Raw genomic sequence first — 23,355 nt, 5'->3', positions numbered from 1 at the left:
ACCCGGACATAAACCCGCCCACGCAGGAAATGCGCCGGACCCAGTCCGCCAAAATCCGTTGACATGTGACCAAATGGTCACCTATTCTGAATGCATGGACGCCGTCTTCAAGGCACTTTCCGACCCCACCCGCAGGGATCTGCTCGACGAGCTGTTCCGCGAGGACGGGCAGACGCTCAGCGCGCTTGAAGCACGGTTCGACATGACCCGTTTCGGGATCATGAAGCACCTCAAGATCCTTGAGGAAGCCGGGCTGGTTGTGACCCGCCGTCGTGGTCGCGAAAAGCTCCACTACCTGAATCCGGTACCCATCAGGCTCGTCCACGACCGCTGGGTGAGCAAATATGCAGAACCATGGGCCGCTGCGTTGAGCGACCTCAAGACCAGATTGGAAAGTCCCGTGGAAAAGATCTTCGAAATCTACATCAAGACCACTCCGGAGCGGCTCTGGGAAGCCATCACGGACAGCGACACCCGCAGCAAGTACCAGTTCGGCAACACCCACACTGCCGACTGGACGCCGGGCGGCCACTACGAGATGCACAATCCCAAGGCGAACGGAATGGTCCTGGGCGAAGGCGAAAACGTGGAGGTCGATCCCCCGCGCCGGCTCGTGCAGACCATGCGCGCGCTCTGGGGTGAGGACGTCAAAGCCGAGGGCACATCACGCGTCACGTGGGAGATCGAACCGGTCGGCGATTCCTGCCACCTGACCGTCACCCACAGCGACCTGCGCGAAGGCGGCAACGACCAGATCTACGGCGGTTGGCCGATGATCCTCTCCGGCCTCAAGACCTGGCTGGAGACCGGCGAAGTCCTGACGACTCCCGGTTCATTGATGTATTCGTGAGGCTCGACGGCGGCGCGACCCGCGGTTTTAGGCCCTGGCAGCGGGGACGAGGGCCGCGTTGAGGTACTCCAGGTGCGCCAGCGTCAGGGCAGTAACGTTCGCCGCGTATTCCGGGTGCTTGGTGAGGAACTTCTTGATGAAAGGGCACACCGGCACAATCCGGAGTCCCTCGCTCATGGTCTCGTTCAGGGCCACCTCGGCGAGCCTGCCCGCAAGCCCTTGTCCGCCGAACTCCTCGTTGATCACGGTGTGGTAGAAGATCCGCTGCGGGGACCCGCCGTCGTCGTACGCCTTGTACGCGGCCTTCCCGATGACGTGGCCGTCAACGAGCACCTCAAAGCGTTCGCGGTCAACGTTGTGGCGGAAAGTGGCATCGGTCATCGCTAGCTCCTCGGTTAGGTTCTGTTGACCTACCCTAACCTCGGAGCCTGGGCGCTTGTTCCCGCGTTTTCTCCAAGTCGCATGTGGACTTGGAGAAAACGTGGGAGAACCGGCTAAGCCGTGACGATGTCGCGTGTGGCGTGGTCGTACGTGAAGGTGACCTTGCCGCCGTCGTGCTTTAGCTCGTGGTTGGCACCGTCACGTGCGCCGAACGCGCCGTAGTTCTCGTCCCACGAACGGTTCAGCGCGATCTTGTACGTGTAGAAACCGGCAGGCAACGTGGCGGCGAGGGTCCACACCTTGCGACGGGCGTTGAACTTCATCTGCACCTCGTCGTATTGCGGAGCCCAGTCCTCCGGCGCGCCGAGAATCGTGTTGAAGTCACCAGCGATCGCGACGGCGGACGGCTGCTTGAGCTTCTCGACGGCGGCAGCCGCTTTGGGTGCTGCAGCTTTCTTGGGCGTTGCCTTGGCGGCGGGGGCCTTCGTTGCTGCGGCTTTGGCAGCAGGTGCCTTTTCCACTGCGGGAGCCTTCTTGGCCGCGGTCTTCCTGGCGGGAGCCTTCTTGACGGGAGCTGTGGGAAGCGGGGTATCTGCCGGGACGGGGATGCCCTCAGTCAGCGCCGTGACGAACTCGTCCGGCTTGGCGAAAGCGACCGTGGCACGCAGGCCGTCGTCGGTGATGGTCCAGCCCGAACGGCCCTTGACGAGCCAGCCAGCCTTGACCAGCTTCGCTGTCTCCGTCGTCAGGCTCTTATGGCCGCGCGGAATGCCTCCACTGAGCAGCTCACTCTCACGCTCATCCAGCGGGACACGGACTATCGCCTCTGCCAGGATCTCGCCGGCATTCAACGACTTCTCGGACCACGTTCCCTCAGCCAAGACGTCCAGGACGGTCTTGAGACGGGCACTGCTTTTTTCGACGGTGGACTTGGCCACTGGGTCTCCTTCAACGGCGAACATTCCTTCAGCAGTCTGCCAATGTTCTGTAAATTCTGGCGACTGTTCTTGGTAAACACCGTGTGTCGTGACCCACTATTACGCCCAAACGCCGGCAAGTGATGGATAGCTCTCGGGTACCGGTCAGTAGCTGGCGTTTGGGGTACCCTCGAGGGCCTCCCCTACTCCCCGGCAGCCTTCTCCCACTCCGAAACCTCGGCCAGCAGCTCAGCCTTCCGGGCCTCGTCCGCGAACGACGAACGCACCGAGTTCGCGGCCAGGCGTGCCCGGTCCGCAATGGACAACCGGTGCACGGCGACAAGCTGCTCGAAGTTGTCGTCCACATAGCCGCCAAAGTACGCGGGATCGTCCGAGTTCACGCTGACATTCAGCCCGGCTGCCAACATCGCAGGCAAAGGGTGATCAGCCAAGGTGTCCACCGCGCGCAGCCGGACGTTGGACAAGGGACACACGGTCAACGGAATCTGGCCTGCCACCAACCGTTCCACCAGAGCCGTATCTTCCATGCAACGGATGCCGTGGTCGATCCTCTCCGCGCCGAGCAGATCGAGGGCCTCGTAAATATACGAAGCCGGGCCTTCCTCGCCCGCGTGCGCGATCCGTCGCAGTCCGGCCTCCGCCGCGCGGCGGTATAGTCGCTCGAACTTCGACGGCGGATTGCCCACCTCAGCCGAGTCCAGGCCGATGCCGGCAATCGGCGCCTTCATGGCCAGAAGCTGATCCAAAACCTCCAGCGCAGATTCCTCGGACATGTCCCTCAAGAACGCGGCAATCAGGAGCGTCGAGACGCCGAAGTCCTCCACCGACGTCGCGAGCGCGGACGCCACACCGTTCACGCACGTCTCGAGGGCCACGCCGCGCGAGATGTGCGCCTGCGGATCCATCATGACCTCGACGTGCCGCACGCCACCGGCCGCGGCACGTGCCAAATAGGCCCTGGTCATGTCCGCGAAATCCTGCTCGGTGCGCAACACGGCCATGTTGGCGTAGTACAGATCAAGGAATGACTGCAGATCCGTGAACTCGTACCTTGCGCGCAGCTCGTCCAAATCCGCGTACGGAAGCTCAATCCCGTTCCGTTCCGCGAGCGCGAAAATCAGCTCGGGCTGAAGCGTCCCTTCGATGTGTAGGTGCAGTTCGGCAACCGGAGGTGCCGCCGTCGTCGATTCGCCAAAAGTTTCCACTCGACAAGACTAGGACGAATACTGGACGCGCCCCATCTGAGCGCCCGGCAAACAGCGATCAAAGGGCGCCAATAACACGAGCGAGGGGAAGGCCACACCGCGTCAACTTGGATCTACGCCGTTCGGCCCCCAAACTGAAAGGATGCAGACCTTCCTCCCGTTCCCCGATTTCAAGCAAAGTGCTGCCGTCTTGGACACCGCAAGGCTTGGCAAGCAGCGTGTCGAAGCACTGCAGATCCTTCGCGCACTGGTGATCCCCGAGTTCGGCCGGCCCTCCCACCCCGCTATCCGCATGTGGATGGGCTACGTTCCCGCGCTCACCCTCTACGGCCTGGCCATGGTGGACGAATGGGTCGCCCGCGGCAATCCGGACAACACCCGCGCCAGCATCACCGAGTTCGCACCCCAGGCAGCCCACCCGGACTACGCCTCCAAGATTCCGATGCCGCCGTGGCTGGGCGACGCCGATTTCCACCTGAGCCACCGCTCCAAGCTGCTCCAAAAGGAGCCCCGCTTCTACGCCGAGCTCTTCCCGGACACTCCGAACGACCTCGAGTACCTCTGGCCCGAGCCCAGTCACGAGTTCATCCCCGAAGACCCCTACGACGACTTCATCTGGGTGCTTCGCGCTCCGGTGGGCGACGTCGAACCCGAGAAGATCGACAAGGTGGGGATGCCGGCAGCAGGCAAGGCGAAGGCCGCGAACAGTGAGGGCGACGGCTACCAATTCGTTTATGCCTCGGAAACGTCCCGCCGTCCGGGCAAGACCGCCCGCAAGGCCCCGAAGCAGCTGGTGAAGAAGCCCACGCGCAATCGCCAGCGCCAAGATGAGGCCTTCCGGACGCTCCCCGGCAACACGCCAGTTCTCGTCCCCATCGAGGGCGGCGCCAAGTTCGCCTTGGGGAAGATCCATGGCCGCCCCATCACTTTGGAAGACGGCCGTTTCGGCCGCAACTTCGAGGTCACCAAGATCATCGACCGCACGGACTTCGACTACCCCGCGTTGCTGCAGGATCCTCGGGCGTTCTTCCCGATCCCGGCACCCTAGCCTGGGACAAGGGGACTGATGGATTTCCAGCAAATCATCGAGGCTGTCGGCCGGTACATGGACTTTGCGGGTGTGGCAGTGATGGTTGTGGGAGCTATCGCGTCAATACCCCTTGCCCTGCGCGGTTACAAGCCCAAACGCCTGCCTGCAAGCTCGGCGCCGCTTTCGGTGTACCGCTCCTACAGGCAGCTTCTGGGACGCTCCATTCTGCTTGGCCTCGAATTTCTGGTGGCCGCGGACATCATTCGTACAGTCGCAGTCACCCCCACCTTTGAGAGCGTGGGGGTGCTGGCGGTCATCGTGCTGATCCGGACGTTCTTGAGCTTCTCCATCGAGCTTGAGATTACCGGGCGTTGGCCGTGGCAGAAGGCTCCCGCTCCCTCCCCGGACTCCGGAGCCCATCCGACATCACCGGCTTCGTGACACACGAGTAGGCGCCGGAGAAGCTACTTCCCCAACCGTGCCGCTCTTGCTTGGGACGAATGAGTAACAGTTTCATCGGAGATGCCCGCTAGGCCGTTTGGTGAATACTCTGGTTCCCGATGAGTGCCAGCTCAGGCCATCCCTAACGCAACTAACTCGCAGTAGGTGTCGTTCTCAAGCCTCAAAACGACAACAAATGCGAGTTAGTTGGGCGCCTCACCCCACTGCGCCCAGTCCTCTGGCCGCACCGAGGGCCGCCCGAGAAGGTAGCCCTGCCCGGCGGTCATGCCGAGCTCCGCCACCGCGCTCAACTCAGCTTCGGTTTCGATCCCCTCGGCGACCAAAGCTGCCCCGATTTCCTTCGCGAAGCCGACCATGGCCGCCCCCAAGGCCCGTTGGCCCGGGTCAGTATCGATGCCGGCAATGATTTCCCTGTCCAGCTTGATCACATCAGGCTTGAGCAACAGGACGTGGCGCATGGAAGCAAAACCCGCACCGGCGTCATCAACTGCGATCCTTAAGCCGCGGCAGCGCAAAGGTGCAAGTGCCGCTGCGAGGGGACCATAGTCAACAACGTGGTGGCGTTCCGTCACCTCGAGCACGATCCGGCTGGTCGATATTCCAGAGTGCTCGAGAATATCGGAGAGTCTCGCGTCCAGGCATGCCCGGGGTGAGAGATTCACGGAAACCGACAACGAGAGTGGCAGCCCCTTCGCAGCCGCAAGTGCGGTCTCGAGGGCAAGAATCTCAAGCTCAACATCCAATTCGACAGCCGTCGCCTCAGCGAACATCACCTCCGGGGAAATATCCGGAGAGCCCGGGAACCGGGTCAAGGCTTCAGCCCCAACGATTGAATCTGATTCCAGGGAGCGGATGGGTTGGAATGCCGTCATCAAGGAACGCCCGGCGAGCACCCCCTCGACCCGGCTCCTGATCTCGCCGGTAGCCAGCGTGTCCGCCGTCCCGGGGTCAAGCGCCCTGCTGGTTCCTTCGAAACCAGCAGGGCGTCCCGCGGCGTCGCGAAGCGTTCTTCCGGATACCTCCACCAGAACCCTGCTGCCGTCCTTGTGGCGGCACACGGCGTGAAGTCCGGACCAGCCGGCGGCAGCGTCCTCGGTGGAAGCCCTTCCTTGCAGGGCGTCGGCCAGATCATCAGGGTCAATGATCAGCCGGAAATGCCTGCCTAGTAATTCTGAAGGCTCGTATCCGGTCAACTCCACGCCCGCCGGGCTGGAGAAGGTGAAGCGCCCGTCAGGTCCTATGGCCCACAACCACTCCCGGCTGGTGGTCAGCACCGTATCCATCAAGCGCGTGGTCCGGGACGCTTCAGCCCGCTCCCGGAGCTGCTGGCGTACCAAGGAAAACGATGCGAAAACCACAACCGGCACCACGAGCAACGAAAAAACGTCCGCAATCCAGACAGGCCATCCCCAGGCCTCCCAAGAGTCATCGCCGAAGAGGTACGGCAGGCCCACCGCCAAGGCAACACACAACTCCATGGCGAAGATGGCGTACAACCACCATCGAGGCCTGAACGTCCGTGTCTTCTTCCTTTGCCCGCGCGTTCGAAACATGGCCCCCCCTGGCACAGGCTAACGCTTCTGATCTCCTACATGATGCCACTCATGCTTCGGGAATCGGCAGCATTGCTTCGAAATCACCGCAGGGGATAGGCGGCTGTGGCTACTTCCCCAGCCCGGCCCGGCGCAACGCTTCCGCCATGGCCGTGTTGACCGGCGCTTGAGGAGCCGCCTTCGCGGGGGCCGCCTTCGCCGGGGCCCCCTTCGGGCCCTGTCCAGCCTGCGGTGCCGGACGCCGCTCGCCACGCTCGCCACCACGCGGGCCGCGGTCACGCCCGCCGCCGCGGGAACCGGAGCCACCGCGCGAACCGGAGTCACCTGGGGTGCCGGGTTCGTCGTCGAGCCTCAAGGTCAGCGAAATCCGCTTCCGCTCCGGGTCTGCCTCAAGGACCTTCACGCGGACGACCTGTCCGGACTTCACGATCTCACGGGGATCGGACACGAACTTGTTGGAGAGCGCGGACACGTGGACCAGGCCGTCCTGGTGCACTCCGACATCAACGAAAGCCCCGAACGCCGCCACATTGGTGACCGTGCCTTCCAGGATCATGCCGGGTTTGAGGTCGGAAATCTTCTCGATGCCCTCGGAGAACGTCGCTGCAGCGAAGGCCGGGCGAGGGTCTCGGCCCGGCTTCTCGAGCTCGGACATGATGTCGCGCACGGTGGGCAGGCCGAACGTCCCATCCACGAACGCTTGCGGATCGAGCGATGACACGGCAGCTCCACGCGCGGCGGCCACGATCTTCCGGGCCACCGAATACGCTTCCGGGTGGACGCTGGACGCGTCGAGCGGTTCCGCTCCCCCGGTGATCCGCAGGAAGCCCGCACACTGCTCAAATGCTTTCGCACCCAGCCGCGGCACCTTCTTGAGGTCGGCCCGCTTGGCAAAGGGGCCGTTCTCATTGCGGTACGCAACGATGTTCTCGCTCAGGAGCGGCCCGACGCCGGCCACCCGGGCCAGCAGCGCGGGCGACGCCGTGTTCACGTCCACGCCCACCGCATTCACGCAGTCTTCGACGACGGCGTCCAACGAACGGTCCAGCTTCGCCGCCGTGACATCGTGCTGGTACTGACCCACACCGATCGACTTCGGCTCGATCTTCACCAATTCGGCCAGCGGATCCTGCAAACGTCGGGCGATGGAAACGGCCCCGCGCAGGGACACGTCCATTCCCGGCAGTTCCGCGGCCGCGAGCGCGGACGCCGAGTACACCGACGCACCCGCCTCGGACACCACGAGTTTCTGCAGCGTGGCACCGCCGGACGCAGCCAGCGACTTGATGAGCTGCACCGCGAGCTTGTCCGTCTCGCGCGACGCCGTGCCGTTGCCGATCGCCACGAGCTCGACGCCGTGCTGCCGCGCCAAGCGCTCCAGCGTCACCAAGGCCTCGTCCCACTTCTTGGCCGGGGCGTGCGGATAGACGGTATCGGTGGCGACGACCTTGCCGGTACCATCGACGACGGCCACCTTCACGCCCGTACGCAATCCCGGGTCCAGGCCCAGCGTTGCGCGGTTTCCGGCCGGGGCTGCAAGGAGCACATCGCGCAGGTTAGCGGCGAAGACCCGCACGGCTTCGTCCTCGGCTTGAGCGAACATGCGGCCGCGCAAGTCGTTGCTCAAACGGTCCAGGATCCGCGAGCGCCAAGCGATCTGTGCCGTCTGCACAAGCCACGCATCGGCGGGCCGGCCACGATCGGCGACCCCGAGGCACTTGGCCACAGCGTTCTCGTACCGGCCGCGAGCGGCGGCCAGGGCGTCGTCGTCGGCTGGTTCTGCCTCGGCGAGATCAAGCTCCAGGACGCCGTCGTTCTCGCCACGCAAGAGCGCGAGCACGCGGTGGCCGGGCATGCCGGAAGGCACTTGGGAGAACTCGAAGTAGTCCTTGAACTTCTGCCCCTCGAGTTCCTTTCCCTTCTTCACACGCGAAACCATCCGCCCCTGCGTCCACAAGCGCTCGCGCAGCGTCTCGGCGAGATCGGGATCCTGGGAGACCCGCTCCACGAGGATCGAGCGCGCACCGGCGAGCGCCGCGGAGGCGTCGTCGATGGAGTGCTCGGCATTGAGGTACTTCGCGGCCTCGCGCTCAGGTTCGAGCTGCGGGTTCGCGAGAAGCGCCTCGGCAAGCGGCTCGAGGCCGGCCTCACGGGCGATCTGCGCTTTGGTGCGGCGCTTGGACTTGAAGGGAAGGTAGATGTCTTCCAGCCGCGACTTGGTGTCCGCCCCGACGACGGCGGCCTCCAGTTCGGGAGTCAGCTTGCCTTGGGCGGCAATCGCCTCAAGCACCGTTCGACGGCGGTCCTCCAGGTCCCGCAGGTACCGGAGCCGTTCCTCGAGCTCGCGCAACTGGGTGTCATCGAGCGTCCCGGTGACTTCCTTGCGGTACCGGGCGATGAAGGGGACGGTGGATCCGGCGTCGAGCAATTCAACCGCGGCCTTGACCTGCCAGGCCTTCACACCGAGCTCTTCGGCGATCAGTGCGTAGATGGCGGCGTCTGCCGACTGGGGCTGTGCTGACTGGCTTTGGGGAAGATGGGTCACCATGACATTTTGCCTTACGGGGTTCGCCGTGGCTAAAGACGGAGCGGAGTACCCGCACACGGAAGCGCCACGGCCGGCGGGCCGTGACGCTTGATGGGTGCGAAAGTTGCGGTTAGCCCAGTTGCGCCATGGGGGTCTTGGCGGAGATGTGCTCCACCAATTCGCCTACGCGCTCCTCGGTGTAGTTGCGGGCGATGTCGCCCTGGCTGATGATGCCCACCAACTTGTGGTCGGTGATGACCGGAAGGCGCCGGATCTGGTGCTTTTCCATCAGGTCGATGGCTGCGTCGATGCTGGCATCTGCATCGATCCAGATCGGCGTGCCCTGGGCGAGATCTGCCGCGGTGAGCCGGTCAGCATCCAGTCCCTCAGCAACGCACCTGACCACAATGTCGCGGTCAGTGATGAATCCTTTGAGTCTTCCATCGTTGCCGCAAATGGGCAGCGAACCCACGTCCAGATCGCGCATCAGGACAGCCGCGTCACGCAGCGACTGCTCTTCTTTGACGCACTGGGCATTGGTGGTCATGAATTCGCGCACAACACTCATGAGTCCTCCTTGATCGATTGGGTATCGACGCGGACCCCCGGCACCGACGCCGATGCTGTCAGCCTACGCTTGGGCCTCGGCTGTGGCCAGATGCCGTTTGATTCGCCGGTTTTCCCGCTGCTCGCGCCGGTCCTACTCGGCGATGTCCTCGGCCCACAGTTCCGGATTCTCTTCCTGGAACGTGCGCATCATGTCCACGCACCGCTGGTCATCGAGGACCACCACCTCTACGCCCCGGGACCGCAGCAGCTCGAATTCGCCGCCGAAGGTGCGGGCCTCCCCCACCACCACGCGCGGGATTTTGAACTGGATGATGGTGCCCGTGCACATGGCACACGGAGCGAGGGTCGTATAGAGGGTGGTGTCCCGGTAGCTCTTCTGCCGGCCGGCTGCGCGGAGGGCCGACATTTCCCCGTGGGCGATGGGATCGCCGTTCTGGACACGTTCGTTGTGCCCGCTCGCGATCACCAGCCCACCACGGGCGAGAGCTGCGCCGATGGGAATGCCGCCTTCGCGAAGGCTCTTTTGGGCTGCCTGGTACGCGGCTTCGAACGCGGGATCTTGGGCGGCTTGGGCGTCAGACTTGGTCATTCGGAGCCTGCTTTCGGGGAGGAGGGGATCTTCCGCTAGTTGTTCTATAACTTATATAATAAAGACGGAGGTGGGAGTCATGATCCTCAACGTAGACCTGGCCAGCGACGTGCCGATCTACCAGCAGCTGCGGGACCAAATCGTGGAGGCAATCGCCGACGGCGTGCTGGTCGAAGGCAGTTCGTTGCCGGCCACCAGGACCCTCGCTGCGGACTTCGGGATCAATTTCCACACCGTGAACAAAGCCTATGACCTGTTGCGCCAGCAGGGCCTGATCCAGCTCAACCGCAAGACCGGCGCGGTGGTGACCCCGGCGGTCGCGGACCCGCCGTTCGACGCGGAGTGGACGGCGAGGGCACGGACCCTGCTCGCCGAAGCCGTCGCCCGCGGACTTTCGGCCGAGGAAGTTCTCACGTCCTGCCGGTCGATACTCGATTCATTTGGAACCACGCAGCCAGAGGAAACACCATGACCGTCGCCATAGTCCTGAGCTCCGCGTTGGCGGCACTGGTGCTCGCCATCGCGCTGGTCCTGCCCGCGATCAACAGCCCGACGGTGCCTTTCGGGGTCCGGGTACCGGCCCGGCGTGCCGAGGACCCTACAGTGGTCAGGCAGACCCGCATCTATCGCTGGCGGGTTCTCCTGAGCGGTATCGTCGCCATCGGGGTCTGCCTTGCCATTTATGGCGTTACCGGCGAAACGTTGCTCTTGCCGATGTCCGTGCTGGTGCTCGTCGGGGCCTGGTATGGCTGCTTCTTCCTTGCCAACCACGAGATCCAGGCCGCGAAGGCCGCCGGAGGTTGATATGAGGGAGCGCACCAAGTCATCGCGGTGGATACCGAACTGCGGACCGATCCACCACGGTTTCCCTGGCCGGACTGACCCACCGGGAGGACGACAAATACTGGCGGAGCGGCTTGTTCTACGTCAACCGCGAAGACCACGCGCTCATGGTTCCGCGGCGCTTCGGCCTGGGATGGACCCTCAACTTCGGCAATCCCAGGGCAGCCATGATCCTGGCCGGCGTGGTCGCGCTCATCGGCCTCGTGATCACCATCCGCTTCAGCGGCTGACCCCCACTGCCTTGGTCCCTTGCCGGGGCTGCCTTACTGTCGGACCGCACTGATAGCTTGGCATCATCAGCTCAAAGGTCTGGGGGCACGGTGTTTTTTCTCGATTCAGAAGATGCAGGGCAAGCGCAGGATTTGGTGTTTTCCGCCAGCGACCTCGTCACGGCCTCCACGTGCGAGTACCAGTTGCTGCGCAAGTTGGACGAGAAGCTGGGCCTCTCGCAGAAGCCGGCCTTCGACGTCGACGAAATGCTGGAGCGCACCGCCGCGCTCGGCGACGTCCACGAGCACAGGGTGCTGGACCGTTTCGTGGCCGAGTTCGGCACCTGGGATCCGCTCACGCGCAAGGGCGTGTTCGACGTCGTTCCCGCCGAAGCGATGGACCGCGCCACCTTGCAAGCCAAGCATGCGGAATCGATCGAGGCTTTGCGATCGGGCGCGGATGTGGTCTTCCAGGCCGCGTTCTTCGACGGCCAGTTTCACGGACGGTCCGATTTCCTCGTCAAGCAGCCGGATGGCAGCTACGCCGTGTACGACACCAAGCTCGCCCGCCACGCCAAAGTCACGGCCCTGCTGCAATTGGCTGCCTACGGCGATCAGCTGCTCAAGGCGGGAATCACACCGGCCCCGGATCTGACCCTTGTCCTCGGGGCTACGATTCAGCGGGAGTCTGCTGGATCGGACGGCCGGGGCGGCTTCGACTACGTGCACAGCGACCACCGGCTCGCCGACGTCTTGCCGGTCTTCCGCGAACGCCGGGACCGCTTCCTCGCTTTGACGGACACGCACCGATCGCGGCTGGAGCCTATCGAATGGGGCGCGCCCGGAGTCACCGCATGCGGCCGCTGCGACTACTGCAAAGAACAAGTGCGCCTCCACCGGGACCTGCTGATGGTGGCGGGCATGAGAATCACGCGGCGCAAGAAGCTCATGGAAAACGGCATCTTCACCATTGATGCCCTCGCCCAGATGCCCGACGCCGCCGATTCCGCGACGCGGCGCCTGCAGGAACAGGCCCGACTACAGACCAGAACAGCCACCCCCGATGGCACCGTCACGTACACCGACAAGACCGGCGCAGCCAAGAGCATCAGCTATTCCGTTCTCGAGTCCAACTCCTTGGCCCGACTCCCCCGGCCGGACGCGGGAGACATCTTCTTTGACTTCGAGGGAGACCCCCTGTGGCAGGACCCGGTAACGGGCCGCTGGGGACTGGAGTACTTGTTCGGGGTGATCGAAAATCCGGCCGAGCCGGGCGGAACTCCCGTGTTCAAGCCGTTCTGGGCACACTCCCGGGCTGAAGAACGGCAGGCGTTCATCGATTTCCTCGACTACGTGGAAGAACGCCGCATGAAGTATCCGGACATGCGGATCTACCACTACGCGGCCTATGAGAAAACAGCGCTGCGGAACCTGTCTGTCATCCATACCGTTGGCGAAGCCGCCGTCGACAACCTCCTCCGCGAAGGCGTGTTGGTTGACCTCTACGACACCGTGCGGCACAGCATCCGTATCTCCGAAGACTCCTACAGCATCAAGAAACTCGAGCCCCTGTACATGGGCGAACATTTGCGCTCGGGTGACGTGACCGACGCCGGGGCCTCCGTGGTTGCCTATGCCAACTACTGCACGGCCAGGGACGCGCACCGCGAAGAGGAAGCGGCAACGATCCTGGCGGGCATCTCCGACTACAACGAATATGACTGCCTCTCCACTCTGGAACTGCGGAATTGGCTGCTGGGCCTGGCAGCCGAACGCTCCATTGAACCCGGTTTTCCGGGTACCTCGGGACCCGGGCTACCCGCGGAGACCGAGCCGGACAAGTACCAGGCCGCGCCCGAGGAAACAGCCCTCCTCGAGTACCTTGCCGACTTGCCGGACGATGCCCTCCGCTCCGACAACAACAGGGCGGTGGCCTTGGTGGCGGCCGCAGTCGGCTTTCACCGGCGTGAGGACAAGCAATTCTGGTGGGGACACTTCGACCGCCTGGACCGGCCAGTCTCCGAATGGGAGGACACCAGGGACTGCTTCATCGTGGAGGGCGGCGACGTGCTGGAGGACTGGGCCAAGCCGACGCCCCGAAGCAACCCGGCACGGAAGGTGAGGCTGTTCGGCCACGCAGCCGATGGCTCCGGTTTCGCGCCCGGCAAGAAGTACTTCCGGATGTACGGGCCACCCGTGCCGGAGGCTTTCGACGGTAAGGCAGTCAGCGCCCTGGGCAGGTCGGGAATGTCCGGCACGGAGGTGACCGAGGTCGGCGATCCAGAGGGCCTCGATGACGGCGGCCTGCTTTCAGGTCCCGACGACGGCGCTTCGGATGCCGTGACCATTTCGGAGCGGCTGCCCAAGGGTGCCGAGGAATACTCGCAGCTTCCCATGGCCCTGACGCCCGATGCTCCGGTCAACACCGACGGGCAGAGGAAGGCCTTGAGCGAACTGGCCATCCAAGTGCGTTCCAGTCTGCCGTCGTGGCCCAAGGATCCGGCGCTGGACCTGTTGCGCCGCGTCCCACCGAGGCTGGCCACGCTTGCGGAACTGCCCGCCGTCGGGCCTGGCGACGATGCATATGTGGACGCCATCACCGCTGCAGTGTCGGATCTTGACCAGTCATATCTCGCTGTCCAAGGCCCGCCGGGAACGGGCAAGACCTACGTTGGTTCGCATGTTGTCGAGCGCCTGGTGCGTGCGGGCTGGAAGGTAGGGGTTGTTGCGCAGTCCCATGCCGTCGTCGAGAACATGCTGCACGCCGCGGTGAAGGCCGGGGTGGACCCTGCGCTCATCGCCAAGGAAATGAAGCATGACGACCCCGTTCCCTGGGACCAGCAGGCCAAGGACGACGTTGAGCGGCTGCTGGCCGCGCCGGGCGGCTGCCTGATCGGCGGCACGGCATGGACCATGACGGGCCGGACCGTTCCTGCGGGTTCCCTGGACTTGCTGGTAATCGACGAAGCCGGACAGTTCTCGCTCGCCAACACCCTCGCCGTGAGCCGGGCAACGAAGCGGATCCTGCTCCTTGGCGACCCACAGCAGTTGCCCCAAGTCACGCAGGGCAAGCACCCGGAGCCGGTGGATGAATCCGCTCTCGGCTGGCTGGCCCACGGCGCGCACACGCTGCCCGCAAAGCTCGGCTACTTCCTGGCGACGTCGTGGCGCATGCACCCGGATTTGTGCGCCGCGGTATCGGAACTGTCCTACGATGGTCGGCTGCATTCAGCACCGGCTGCTTCCAAGCGGCGGCTCTCAGGAGCTCGGGCCGGCGTCGAATGCGTCTACGTCCCGCACGGCGGCAACTCCACCCAGTCTCCCGAGGAAGCCGCGGAGGTAGTCCGGCAAGTCAGGGCGCACCTCGGGCTGGCTTGGCTGGACCCCCGGGAATCAACCGAGGAGCAGCCGCTGGCCGAAAAGGACATCCTCGTGGTGGCTGCCTACAACGCCCAGGTCCAGCTCATTCAGCACGAACTAAGGGCAGCCGGACTTCGCGGTGTGCGGGTGGGGACCGTGGACAAGTTCCAGGGGCAGGAAGCTCCCTTGGTGATTGTGTCCATGGCTGCGTCCGCGGCCGCCGAGGTGCCGCGCGGCATGGAGTTCCTGCTCTCGCGCAACCGGATCAATGTGGCGGTGTCGCGCGGTCAGTGGCGCGCCGTCGTCGTTCGCTCACCGGAGCTGACAAACTACCTGCCGACCCGGCCGGAAGGGCTGGAGCAGCTGGGCGGCTTTGTGGGCCTGTGCCAGCGTGGAGACCCAACTGACTGGCAGTAGTTGTCGTTTTGAGGGCTGAAAACGACAACTACTGCGAGTTAGTTGGGCAAGCCCAGGGCCTCGGGCAAGCCCAGTGCCTCGTCCAGCCGCAGCGCCTCATCCAGTACCGCCCCGAAGTTCGCGGCGTCGTGGGCGAAGCGGCCTAGGAAGAGGCCTGACACGCCCCGCAGTTCGGGCAGGAGACCCGGTTTGGCCGAGCCACCGTAAATGATCGGCAGCCCGGCGAGGCCATGTTCGGCCAGCAGGTCCCGGAGATGGGCCACGACGTCGGACACGTAGGCTGCGCGGGCTGGCTCGGCTGCGCCGATGGCCCACACCGGTTCGTACGCAATAACCAGGCGGGCCGCGGTCGCCCAGTCGTCCCGGACGGCGGCAGAGATCTGCCGGAACACGAACGACGCCGACACCGCCGGATCGGCGACGGCCTCCTCGCCGACACACAGCAGCGGGGTCAACCCTGCCTCCACGGCGGCCCGGACCTTCAATGCGACCACGGCGTCGTCCTCGACGAAGTGCCGGCGTCGTTCAGCGTGTCCGATCTCCACGAGCCGCACACCGAGCTCCACCAGCAACGACGGTGACACTTCCCCCGTCCACGGACCCTCGGCCCAGCCGCAGTTCTGCGCACCCAGGTGGACAGGAGAGCCGTCCAGAATCCGGGCCGCCTCAGGCAACATGGGGAACGACGGGATCACAAACGGGACCACCCGCCCGGCCACGAGGGCCGGACGGGCGTCCACTTCGCTTCGGAGTTGCTCCAGCCAAGACATGCTTTGCCGGTACCCCATGTACATCTTGGTGCTGACCCCGATGTACAACGGGCTACTTGTCCAGGAGATCGTCGGCCTTGTTCCTGAATGCCCGCGTGCCATACATCATGGCAGCCGCCAGGAAGGGCAGGATACCGAGCGCATAGACCCCGGCGGATCCGGTGGGGTCCGCCGTGGCGCTGTTGACCGCGGTCCGAAGGATCGGGGCCACGAAGCCGCCCAGGTTGCCCAGCGAGTTGATCAGGCCGATGCCCGCCGCGGCTGCCGAACCCGCAAGGAACGCCGTGGGGTAGGCCCAGACCACCGGCCCGACGGCGAGGAAGCTGCAGACGGCGAGGGTGATGAAGATCAGTCCGAGGACCGGCTGGTGGTTGGTGCCGGCCCATGCCGAACCGAGGATGCACACACCGGTGGAGACGAACAGCACGGTGCCGAACATGCGGCGCTTGGCCACCGTATTGGCGGCCCGGCCAATCAGGTAGCAGGAGAAGATGCCAAAGAACCACGGCACCGCGATCAGGAGCCCGACGGCGAGGCCCACCTTCTGGCCTGTCAGCGAGGACACCTGCTGCGGGAGGAAGAAGGTGACGCCGTAGACGGCGATCTGCAGGCAGAAGTAGATGAGGGTGAAGTACCAGACGCGGCCGTTGCGCATCGCCGCGAAGACGCCGCGCGGCCCGGTTTCATCCTTGACAGTGTCTTCCTGAGTCATGATCTCCTTGAGCGCGAACTTCTCGTCGACGTTGAGGAACTTGGCCTTCTCCGGCCCGTTGATCAGGAAGAAGAACGCCGCAACGCCGGCGAGTACCGCCAGGATGCCCTCGGTGAAGAACATGACCTGCCAGCCACGGACGCCCGGAAGCTGGTCGCCGATGTTGATGAGCCAGCCGGAGAGCGGGTTGCCGATCATCTGGGAGAACGGCTGGGCGAGGTAGAAGATCGCGAACATCTGCACGCGCACCTTGTTCGGGAACCACTCGGCCAAGTACATGATGACGCCGGGGAACAGGCCCGCCTCCGTCACGCCGAGCAGGAACCGCAGGATCACGAAGGACGTCTCGCCCTGTACGAACGCAAAGCAGGCAGAGACGATACCCCACGTGATCGCAATACGGGCAAGCCAGACCTTGGCTCCGACCTTCTTGAGCAGCAGGTTGCTGGGGATTTCAAAGATCGCGTAACCGATGAAGAAAATACCGGCACCGAGCGCGAACGCCCCGGCCGAGACGCCTTTGTCGGCGCCGAGTGCAGCTTCGGCGAATCCGACATTGGTGCGGTCGAGGAAGGAGACCACATAGAGGATGACCAGCATCGGCATGAGCCGGAAGGCAGCCTTGCGGATCGCCGATTTCAGGACCGGCGAATCCAGCTTCTCCTTCGTGGACGTTGTTACAGCGGACATCGAAACTCCTCGTTGAGTAATCAGTGTTGAGAAATCAGTGTTGAGTAGTCAGGGTTTGGGCAACGGTGGTGGAGCCGCGCTTTAGTGCATGTACAAACCGCCGTCGACATTCAGCGTCTGGCCCGAGATGTAGCCGGAGTCTTCGCTGATGAGGAAGGCGATGGCGGCGGCGATGTCCCGCGTGGAGCCCACGCGGTTCACCACGAGGTCCTTGGTGAGTTCGTCCTTGCGTGCCTCGCTGAGGGTGCCGCCCATGATGTCGGTGTCGATGGGGCCGGGAGAGATGGCGTTGACGGTGATGTCGTATTCCCCCAGTTCGCGCGCTGTGGCGCGGGTCAAACCGATGACGCCGGCCTTGGCCACCGAATACGGGGTCTTGGAGAACGTCCCGCCGCCGCGCTGGGCGGAAACCGAGGAGATGTTCACGATGCGTCCGATCCGCTTCTTGACCATGGATTCGGCCACGCGGCGGGTGGCGAAGTGGACGCCGTTGAGGTTGATGTTCAGGACGCGGTCCCATTCAGCGGGCTCGAGTTCCAGGTACGGAACCGGTGAGCTGACGCCGGCAACGTTGGCCAGCGCTACGATTTGCGGCAACTCGGCCTCGAGCGTGTCAATCGCCGACCGTACCTCGGCTTCGGAAGCCACGTTCGCGCCCACGCCGTAGGCCTGGACTCCATATTCGGCGGCGATTTCCTTGGCGGTGCTCTTGCAGAGGGCGTCGTCGAGGTCGATGATGCCGATGTTCCAGCCCTGTGCTGCGAGGTAGTTGACGGTGGCCCGGCCGATGCCGCGCTCGGAGACAGCGCCGGTGACGATTGCGGTGCGTTCTGCGGGGAAGGTGCTCATGGGTATTCTCCTGTGAATGTGGGCTAGTTGATCGGTGCCGGGCCAAGCTCATCAAGGAGCTTCTGCATGGCCACGTAGGCTTTGTTCCGGTAAGCGATGAGTTCGGGCGTGCGTTCCGCCGGGACGTTGAGGAAGCCCGCGCCGGTCTTGGTGCCAAGCTTTCCGGCCTCCACGAGGTCGCTCAGGATCTTCGGGGTCGCGAAGCGTTCCGGGAATCCGGTCTGCAGGGATTTGTAGCAGAAGTTGTAGACGTCCAGTCCGGCCATGTCCGCGATCGCGAATGGGCCAAAGAACGGCAAGCGGAAGCCGAACGTCGTACGGACCAGGGTGTCGACGTCGTCGGCTGTTGCGATCCCCTGCTCCACGAGCTGCGCGGCCTCGTGGAAAAGCGCGTATTGCAGCCGGTTGAGCACGAAACCGGTGACGTCCTTGACCACGGCGGTTTGCTTGCCGGCCGCGTGGACCAGTTCGCGGGCCGCAGCCACGGTCTCCGGCGTTGTGCCTGCGTGGGGAATGACCTCGACGCCCGGGATGAACGGTGACGGGTTGGAGAAGTGCACTCCCAGGAATCGCTCGGGGCCGACGACGGCCTCGGCGAGATCAGCGATGGAAATGGTGGAGGTGTTGGAGCCGATCAGCGCGTCCCGACGGGCGGCCGCGCTGATGCGGGCCAGGGTCTGGTGCTTGATGTCGAGGACCTCGGGGACGGCTTCTTCGATGAAGTCGGCGTCCGCCACGGCCTCTTCGATGTCCTTCGCGGCCCACAGATTGGCCTTCAGGATTGCCGTGGAACCTTCCGGAAAGAGACCTGCGGCCACGAATTCGTCCGACTCCACCAGCAGGCGGTCGTAGTTCTTCTGCGCGATTTCGGCGGACACATCCGCCAACGCCACGCGCGCTCCCCCGAGGGCCAGGACCTGCGCGATCCCGCCGCCCATGTAACCGGAGCCGACGACGGCGATCTTCCGGGCCGCGCTTCCGTCGCCTGTGGCGCTGCTTGCTGATTCAGTCATGTCACACTGCCTTTGTGTAATCGGGCTCGTAGGAGCAGATGGCGTCCACCTTGGCGGCGGAAGATGATGTTTCGTCGAAGTGGTGGCCCAGCCATTCGCCCACCAGTTTCTTGGCCAGTTCCAAGCCAATCACCCGCTGTCCCAAGGTCAGGACCTGGGCGTTGTTGCTGAGGACCGAGCGTTCCACGGAGTAGCTGTCGTGCGCGGTGACGGCCCGGATTCCGGGAACCTTGTTGGCCGCGATGGCCACGCCCAGGCCCGTGCCGCAGATCAGGAGGGCGCGATCTGCCGCGCCCTCGGCAACTTTGCGCGCTGCGTCCACGGCAACGTGCGGGTAGGCAGTGGAGTCGTTGGCTCCGACGCCCACGTCGGTGACGGACGCCACCCGGGGATCGGCCTCAAGCAGCGCCATGAGTGCCTGCTTGTATTCGACGCCCGCTTCGTCATTGCCGACGATGATCCGCCAGCCCTCTGATGTGCTCATGCTTGAACTCCGTTTCCTGCCGGGGACGCCAGCTGCGCGTCGATATGTTGTGAAACCCTTGCCGTGATCAGCCCGAAGGAGACCGCGCCGGGATCAGGGTGGCCCAGGCTCTTCTCAGCGAGCGGACGGGCCCTGCCCTTCAGCGGACGCAACCGCGCAGTCTCAGCCGCCGCGGACTCGGCCGCCGCAGCAGCGGCCGCCAGGGCCCGGTCAACCGGGGCTCCGGCGTCGAACTCTGTGAGGAACGCATCCCGGAACGGCAGCAGCGCGTCCACCATGGTCTTGTCGCCGGGCTCGGCCTTGCCAAGCTCGGTGATCGCGTCCACAAAACCAGTGACGGCGGCCGCCGCATCCTCGCCCGAGTAGCCTGCTTTGTTGCCGAGCGCCTGTCCGGCCGCAATGATCGCCGAGCCCCACAGCGCGCCCGAGGTACCGCCGGCGCGTTCGCTCCAGGCCTCCCCCGCCGCCGTCAGGACCCGACCCACAGAGGCTCCGCTTGCCGCCTCTGCTGCGCTGAATGCCGCTTCAACGCCGCGTCGCATACCGATGCCGTGGTCGCCGTCGCCGGCAATCGCGTCCAGCTTGCCGAGCTCTTCTTCATGTTCGACGACGACGTCCCGCACCTGGGCGAGCACGGCTACGGCCTGCCGGCCGAGTTCGGCAGCGGCCGCGGTGGGATGCTCGACGTCGGACTCGTCCACCGCGGTGACGCTCGCCAAGTTGCGGGGCGGGCGGGGCGCGAGGTTGCCCTTGCGGAACGCCGGAGTGTCCGCGGGTGCTGCCCAATACTGTTCGAGCTCCTCGTCCAGCCACAGCAGCGTGAGCGAAAGACCGGACATGTCCAGGCTTGTCACGAGCTCGCCGCACTCGGGTTCGACTACCGTGAGGCCTGCCTTGCCGAGGAGCTTTTCGATCTTGCCGAAGAGCAGGAAGAGCTCGTCGTACTTGACGGTGCCGAGGCCGTTGACGATGGCCACCACGCGGTTTCCGGCGTTGTCCGGTTTGTCGTTGAGGAGCTTGGAGACGAGCAGTTCGGCGAGCTCGGAAGCGGTGGGCATTTTGTGCTCGGAAATGCCCGGTTCACCGTGGATGCCGAGGCCAAGGGACATCTGGCCGGCCGGAACGTGGAACAGCGGATCCGAGGCGCCTGGGAGTGTACAACCGTCGAAGGCCACCCCGAGCGAACGCGTGCGGTAGTTCGTTTTGATGGCCAAGCGCTCGACGGCGTCGAGGTCCAGTCCCGCTTCGGCCGCGGCCCCGGCGATCTTGAAGACCGTGAGGTCGCCCGCGATCCCCCGTCGCTTCTCGATCTGGTCCAGCGGCGCGCTGGCGATGTCGTCGGTAACAGTCACTGTGCGGGTTTCTATGCCTTCGGCGTTGAGCCGCAACTGGGCCTGGCCGAAGTGCAGCACGTCGCCGGCGTAGTTGCCGTAGCTAAGCAGGACTCCGCCGCCCGCGTTGGCTGCTTTGGCCACGCGGTAGACCTGGCCTGCCGCCGGGGAGGCGAACATGTTGCCGCATGCCGAGGCGGTTGCCAAGCCTGGCCCGACCAGTCCGGCGAAAGCAGGGTAGTGTCCCGAGCCGCCGCCCACCACGAGGGCGACCTGTCCGGCGGGGACTTCGGTAGAACGGACCACTCCGCCGTCCACCCGGGCAACATAGCCGCGGTTGGCGGCGACGAATCCGTCCAGGGCATCGTCCGCGAAGTCTGCGGGGTTGTCGAAAATCCTTGTCATGGTCCTAGACACCAGCCAGCTGAGAGGATGCGGACTGGGTAGAGCCGGAAGGCTGCTGCCGGCCCTGGGCTACCTGGCTCTGGCCGAGGACGTAGTTCTCTGTCTTCGGAAGAACCTGCCGCCGGAGGTATTCCTGGTTGCTCGCCGTGACGCTGAGCCCGTCGCCGCCGTAGTGCTCGGTGCACAAGATGCCCTGGAAGCCTACCGACAGCGCGAGTTTGAAAGCCTCGCGGTAGTTGATCAGGCCGCTCTCCATCGGCGCAGGCATGGTGATGTAGCTGTCCCGGGCCACGTCTTCGTCGCGGATGTAGTTCTTCATGTGCCAGTAGTTGGAGTACGGCAGGGTCTTGGCCACCATCTCGCGCCAGTCCTCGATGGGACGGTGGAGGCGGATGAGGTTGCCAAGGTCCGGGTTGAGGCCAACGTTGTCCAGCCCGATGTCCTGGACCAGCCGGACCGAGGAATCGGCGGTGCCGAGGTAGGTGTCCTCATACATTTCCAGGGAGAGGAGGATGCCGGCTTCCGCGGCGTGCTCACCGAGTTCCCGCAAGCGGGCGACCGCTTTGCCCCAGGCTTCCTTGTCCCCCGCCGGATCCTTGTAGCCTTCCACCGTCCAGAACCACAGCTGCTTTTGCTGCTCGGCGGTGATGGCCTGGTGCAGTCCGAAGGAGACAACCTCGCAGCCGAGTTCGGCTGCGGCATCGATGGTCCGGTGGCTGTACGCCAGGTTCTCGGCCCAGTCGCGGGTGTGGATGATGCTGCGGCGGATAGCCGAGATGACCGGGATGCCAATGCCAACGTGCTCCGCGGTCTGCTTGAACTCGGCGAGGCGTTCCTTGCTGAGGTCGCCCGGGCGGACCCAGCTGTCCGTGAGGTCTGCGTTGGCAAACCCTGCGTCCTTGACTTCCTGCAGGACCTCGGCCCAAGCGGAAGCATCGGCGTCGTTGATGTGCTGTCCCGTGGCGTCAGTGCCGGGGAACTGGAGTAGGGCCGCGGTGATGGGCCAGGTTTCGGCGGTGTAAGCCATAGTTTTCACTCCTTCGTGGAATCCTGTTTCCTATAGGATTTACTATTCAGGCAAGGCTGTCAACATATTTATTCGGACTTCCGTGGGCTGGCCCCGCCTCTTCGCACCCTAGCTCCGCGTCATCAAAGATCCTATATGTCTTACATATGTTTGTGAAGTGGGTCACCGGACGCCGCGTTCGCCGCGCACGCAAAAGGCCCGCCGTTAGGCGGGCCTTCGGGGTCTGGCGGCGTCGGGTCGCCGTCCTGGATCGCCGTCGGACTCGGCTTGGGCGGCGGGAGATCAGTCAGCGGGTGCGTCGGCGATGGCCCGGGCGCGGACCTTGTGCACGTGGTCGGCCATGGCGGCCGCGGCCTGTTCCGGGTCACCGCTCGCCAGCGCGTCGAGCACTGCTTGGTGTTCCGCAATGGCCTGGTCTGCGTCGGTGATGCCCACTCCCCCGAACAGCCGGAACCGCTGGACCTGGCCACCCAGCGCGGCGTAGGCAGCAAGCATGAATTGGTTGCCGGACTGCTCGGCGATCAGCTTATGGAAGCGCTCATCGGCGTCGAGATAGTCCCGGAATTCCACGAAAGACGGGCCTCGAGGAGCAGTCTCCAGGTCCTTCACAGCCTCCCGCAGATCCGCCAAACCCTCCGGGGTAATCCGGCTGCACGCCAAGCGCGCATTCACCGGCTCAATCGCGAGCCGGGCCTCCATGAGTTCGGCAAAATCCTCGCGCGTGAAAACCGGGGCCACCCTGTACCCCTTGAGGGCAACCCGGCGGACCATGCCTGTGTGCTCCAGCCGCGCCAGTGCCTCGCGCACCGGCGTAGGCGAAACGTCCAATTCCCGCGCCGTCCCGTCGATGCTGACCGCGGCTCCCGGTTCGAGCCGGCCGTCCATGAGCCACGCGAGAAGTTCCTCGTACACGTGGTCGGCGAGAACCTGGCGGCTGACGGGCCGGCCGGGGGCGCGGTCCCGGGAGGAAGCGAGTTTCATAGACAAATCCTATAGGAATGGTCTCTTTGTGGCGGCTTCGGACGCCCTATGCGGACTCTGAAGCCTCGCGCGCACGGTTAAACGGCTCATCGCATTTGAGGGTGTAGCGGGGGTGGGCGCGTCGTTGGCCGGATAGGGGTCGAGGTCTTCCGATGATGG

The 23,355-nt window shown here is 64.6% G+C and carries 22 protein-coding genes; 7 read left to right on the top strand and 15 right to left on the bottom strand.

What is annotated here, in order from left to right; genetic code table 11:
* Window positions 1-94: 94 nt before the first annotated feature.
* Entirely contained in the window at window positions 95-850 is a 756-nt protein-coding gene (locus AC3WJM_RS21640) for an ArsR/SmtB family transcription factor (protein ID WP_078106162.1), read from the top strand.
* Between the two features lie 27 nt (window positions 851-877).
* Here the strand turns inward: AC3WJM_RS21640 and AC3WJM_RS21635 are convergent, their stop codons facing one another.
* The 3 genes from AC3WJM_RS21635 to AC3WJM_RS21625 all read right to left on the bottom strand — a co-directional run bounded on the left by AC3WJM_RS21635 (window position 878) and on the right by AC3WJM_RS21625 (window position 3,374).
* Complete coding sequence (locus tag AC3WJM_RS21635) at window positions 878-1,231, bottom strand: GNAT family N-acetyltransferase (protein ID WP_492272904.1); 354 nt, start codon at window positions 1,229-1,231, stop codon at window positions 878-880.
* Between the two features lie 113 nt (window positions 1,232-1,344).
* Complete coding sequence (locus AC3WJM_RS21630) at window positions 1,345-2,169, bottom strand: pullulanase X25 domain-containing protein (RefSeq protein ID WP_492272903.1); 825 nt, start codon at window positions 2,167-2,169, stop codon at window positions 1,345-1,347.
* 182 nt (window positions 2,170-2,351) lie between these two features.
* Entirely contained in the window at window positions 2,352-3,374 is a 1,023-nt protein-coding gene (locus AC3WJM_RS21625) for an adenosine deaminase (RefSeq protein WP_492272902.1), read from the bottom strand.
* 142 nt (window positions 3,375-3,516) lie between these two features.
* Here AC3WJM_RS21625 and AC3WJM_RS21620 point away from each other — a divergent pair, with 142 nt between their 5' ends.
* Together AC3WJM_RS21620 and AC3WJM_RS21615 are read left to right on the top strand one after the other, a co-directional pair.
* Window positions 3,517-4,422: an MSMEG_6728 family protein gene (locus AC3WJM_RS21620; RefSeq protein WP_284989727.1), complete on the top strand. Its 906-nt coding sequence runs from the start codon at window positions 3,517-3,519 to the stop codon at window positions 4,420-4,422.
* Window positions 4,423-4,440: 18 nt separating this feature from the next.
* Complete coding sequence (locus AC3WJM_RS21615; protein ID WP_307054045.1) at window positions 4,441-4,845, top strand: DUF1622 domain-containing protein; 405 nt, start codon at window positions 4,441-4,443, stop codon at window positions 4,843-4,845.
* Between the two features lie 203 nt (window positions 4,846-5,048).
* Here the strand turns inward: AC3WJM_RS21615 and AC3WJM_RS21610 are convergent, their stop codons facing one another.
* The 4 genes from AC3WJM_RS21610 to AC3WJM_RS21595 form a co-directional block, all read right to left on the bottom strand.
* On the bottom strand, window positions 5,049-6,419 hold the full coding sequence (locus AC3WJM_RS21610) for a sensor domain-containing phosphodiesterase (protein WP_492272901.1): 1,371 nt from the start codon (window positions 6,417-6,419) through the stop codon (window positions 5,049-5,051).
* 109 nt (window positions 6,420-6,528) lie between these two features.
* Window positions 6,529-8,967, bottom strand: a complete 2,439-nt coding sequence (locus AC3WJM_RS21605; protein ID WP_492272900.1) for a Tex family protein — start codon at window positions 8,965-8,967, stop codon at window positions 6,529-6,531.
* 109 nt (window positions 8,968-9,076) lie between these two features.
* Window positions 9,077-9,514: a CBS domain-containing protein gene (locus AC3WJM_RS21600; protein WP_284989722.1), complete on the bottom strand. Its 438-nt coding sequence runs from the start codon at window positions 9,512-9,514 to the stop codon at window positions 9,077-9,079.
* Window positions 9,515-9,646: 132 nt separating this feature from the next.
* A complete protein-coding gene (locus AC3WJM_RS21595) occupies window positions 9,647-10,105 on the bottom strand; it encodes a nucleoside deaminase (RefSeq protein ID WP_492272899.1) in 459 nt (152 codons plus the stop codon).
* Window positions 10,106-10,184: 79 nt separating this feature from the next.
* Between AC3WJM_RS21595 and AC3WJM_RS21590 the strand changes: the two genes are divergently transcribed.
* The 4 genes from AC3WJM_RS21590 (at window position 10,185) to AC3WJM_RS21575 (ending at window position 14,934) form a co-directional block, all read left to right on the top strand.
* On the top strand, window positions 10,185-10,577 hold the full coding sequence (locus AC3WJM_RS21590; RefSeq protein WP_307054041.1) for a GntR family transcriptional regulator: 393 nt from the start codon (window positions 10,185-10,187) through the stop codon (window positions 10,575-10,577).
* Window positions 10,574-10,909 (top strand): hypothetical protein, encoded by a 336-nt coding sequence (locus AC3WJM_RS21585; RefSeq protein ID WP_492272898.1) that lies wholly within the window; start codon window positions 10,574-10,576, stop codon window positions 10,907-10,909. Before AC3WJM_RS21590 ends, AC3WJM_RS21585 begins: the two co-directional genes overlap by 4 nt.
* Window positions 10,910-11,022: 113 nt before the next feature.
* Entirely contained in the window at window positions 11,023-11,178 is a 156-nt protein-coding gene (locus AC3WJM_RS21580; RefSeq protein ID WP_307054039.1) for a DUF5808 domain-containing protein, read from the top strand.
* A gap of 90 nt (window positions 11,179-11,268) precedes the next feature.
* Complete coding sequence (locus AC3WJM_RS21575) at window positions 11,269-14,934, top strand: TM0106 family RecB-like putative nuclease (protein ID WP_492272897.1); 3,666 nt, start codon at window positions 11,269-11,271, stop codon at window positions 14,932-14,934.
* A 38-nt stretch (window positions 14,935-14,972) separates the two neighbouring features.
* Here AC3WJM_RS21575 and AC3WJM_RS21570 read toward each other — a convergent pair whose 3' ends face one another.
* The 8 genes from AC3WJM_RS21570 to AC3WJM_RS21535 form a co-directional block, all read right to left on the bottom strand.
* A complete protein-coding gene (locus AC3WJM_RS21570; RefSeq protein WP_492272896.1) occupies window positions 14,973-15,806 on the bottom strand; it encodes a triose-phosphate isomerase family protein in 834 nt (277 codons plus the stop codon).
* Window positions 15,757-17,106 (bottom strand): MFS transporter, encoded by a 1,350-nt coding sequence (locus AC3WJM_RS21565; RefSeq protein WP_492272895.1) that lies wholly within the window; start codon window positions 17,104-17,106, stop codon window positions 15,757-15,759. Before AC3WJM_RS21565 ends, AC3WJM_RS21570 begins: the two co-directional genes overlap by 50 nt.
* 81 nt (window positions 17,107-17,187) lie before the next feature.
* Complete coding sequence (locus AC3WJM_RS21560; protein ID WP_492272894.1) at window positions 17,188-17,955, bottom strand: SDR family NAD(P)-dependent oxidoreductase; 768 nt, start codon at window positions 17,953-17,955, stop codon at window positions 17,188-17,190.
* Window positions 17,956-17,978: 23 nt separating this feature from the next.
* Window positions 17,979-18,968, bottom strand: a complete 990-nt coding sequence (locus AC3WJM_RS21555; RefSeq protein WP_492272893.1) for a 3-hydroxyacyl-CoA dehydrogenase family protein — start codon at window positions 18,966-18,968, stop codon at window positions 17,979-17,981.
* A 1-nt stretch (window position 18,969) separates the two neighbouring features.
* The gene (locus tag AC3WJM_RS21550; protein WP_306962215.1) at window positions 18,970-19,452 is read right to left on the bottom strand and encodes a ribose-5-phosphate isomerase; all 483 of its coding nucleotides are present in this window, start codon (window positions 19,450-19,452) and stop codon (window positions 18,970-18,972) included.
* Window positions 19,449-21,188, bottom strand: coding sequence for a dihydroxyacetone kinase subunit DhaL (gene dhaL / locus AC3WJM_RS21545; RefSeq protein WP_492272892.1), 1,740 nt, complete (start codon window positions 21,186-21,188; stop codon window positions 19,449-19,451). The genes AC3WJM_RS21550 and dhaL overlap by 4 nt, the downstream gene beginning before the upstream one ends.
* Window positions 21,189-21,192: 4 nt before the next feature.
* On the bottom strand, window positions 21,193-22,215 hold the full coding sequence (locus AC3WJM_RS21540) for a sugar phosphate isomerase/epimerase family protein (protein WP_492272891.1): 1,023 nt from the start codon (window positions 22,213-22,215) through the stop codon (window positions 21,193-21,195).
* Between the two features lie 282 nt (window positions 22,216-22,497).
* Complete coding sequence (locus AC3WJM_RS21535; RefSeq protein WP_284989712.1) at window positions 22,498-23,196, bottom strand: GntR family transcriptional regulator; 699 nt, start codon at window positions 23,194-23,196, stop codon at window positions 22,498-22,500.
* Window positions 23,197-23,355 lie beyond the last annotated feature (159 nt).

The organism is Arthrobacter sp. FW306-1B-G06A, assembly GCF_058781765.1.
The sequence above is the reverse complement of the archived record's forward strand: the minus strand, read 5'-3'. Positions and strand labels throughout refer to the sequence as shown.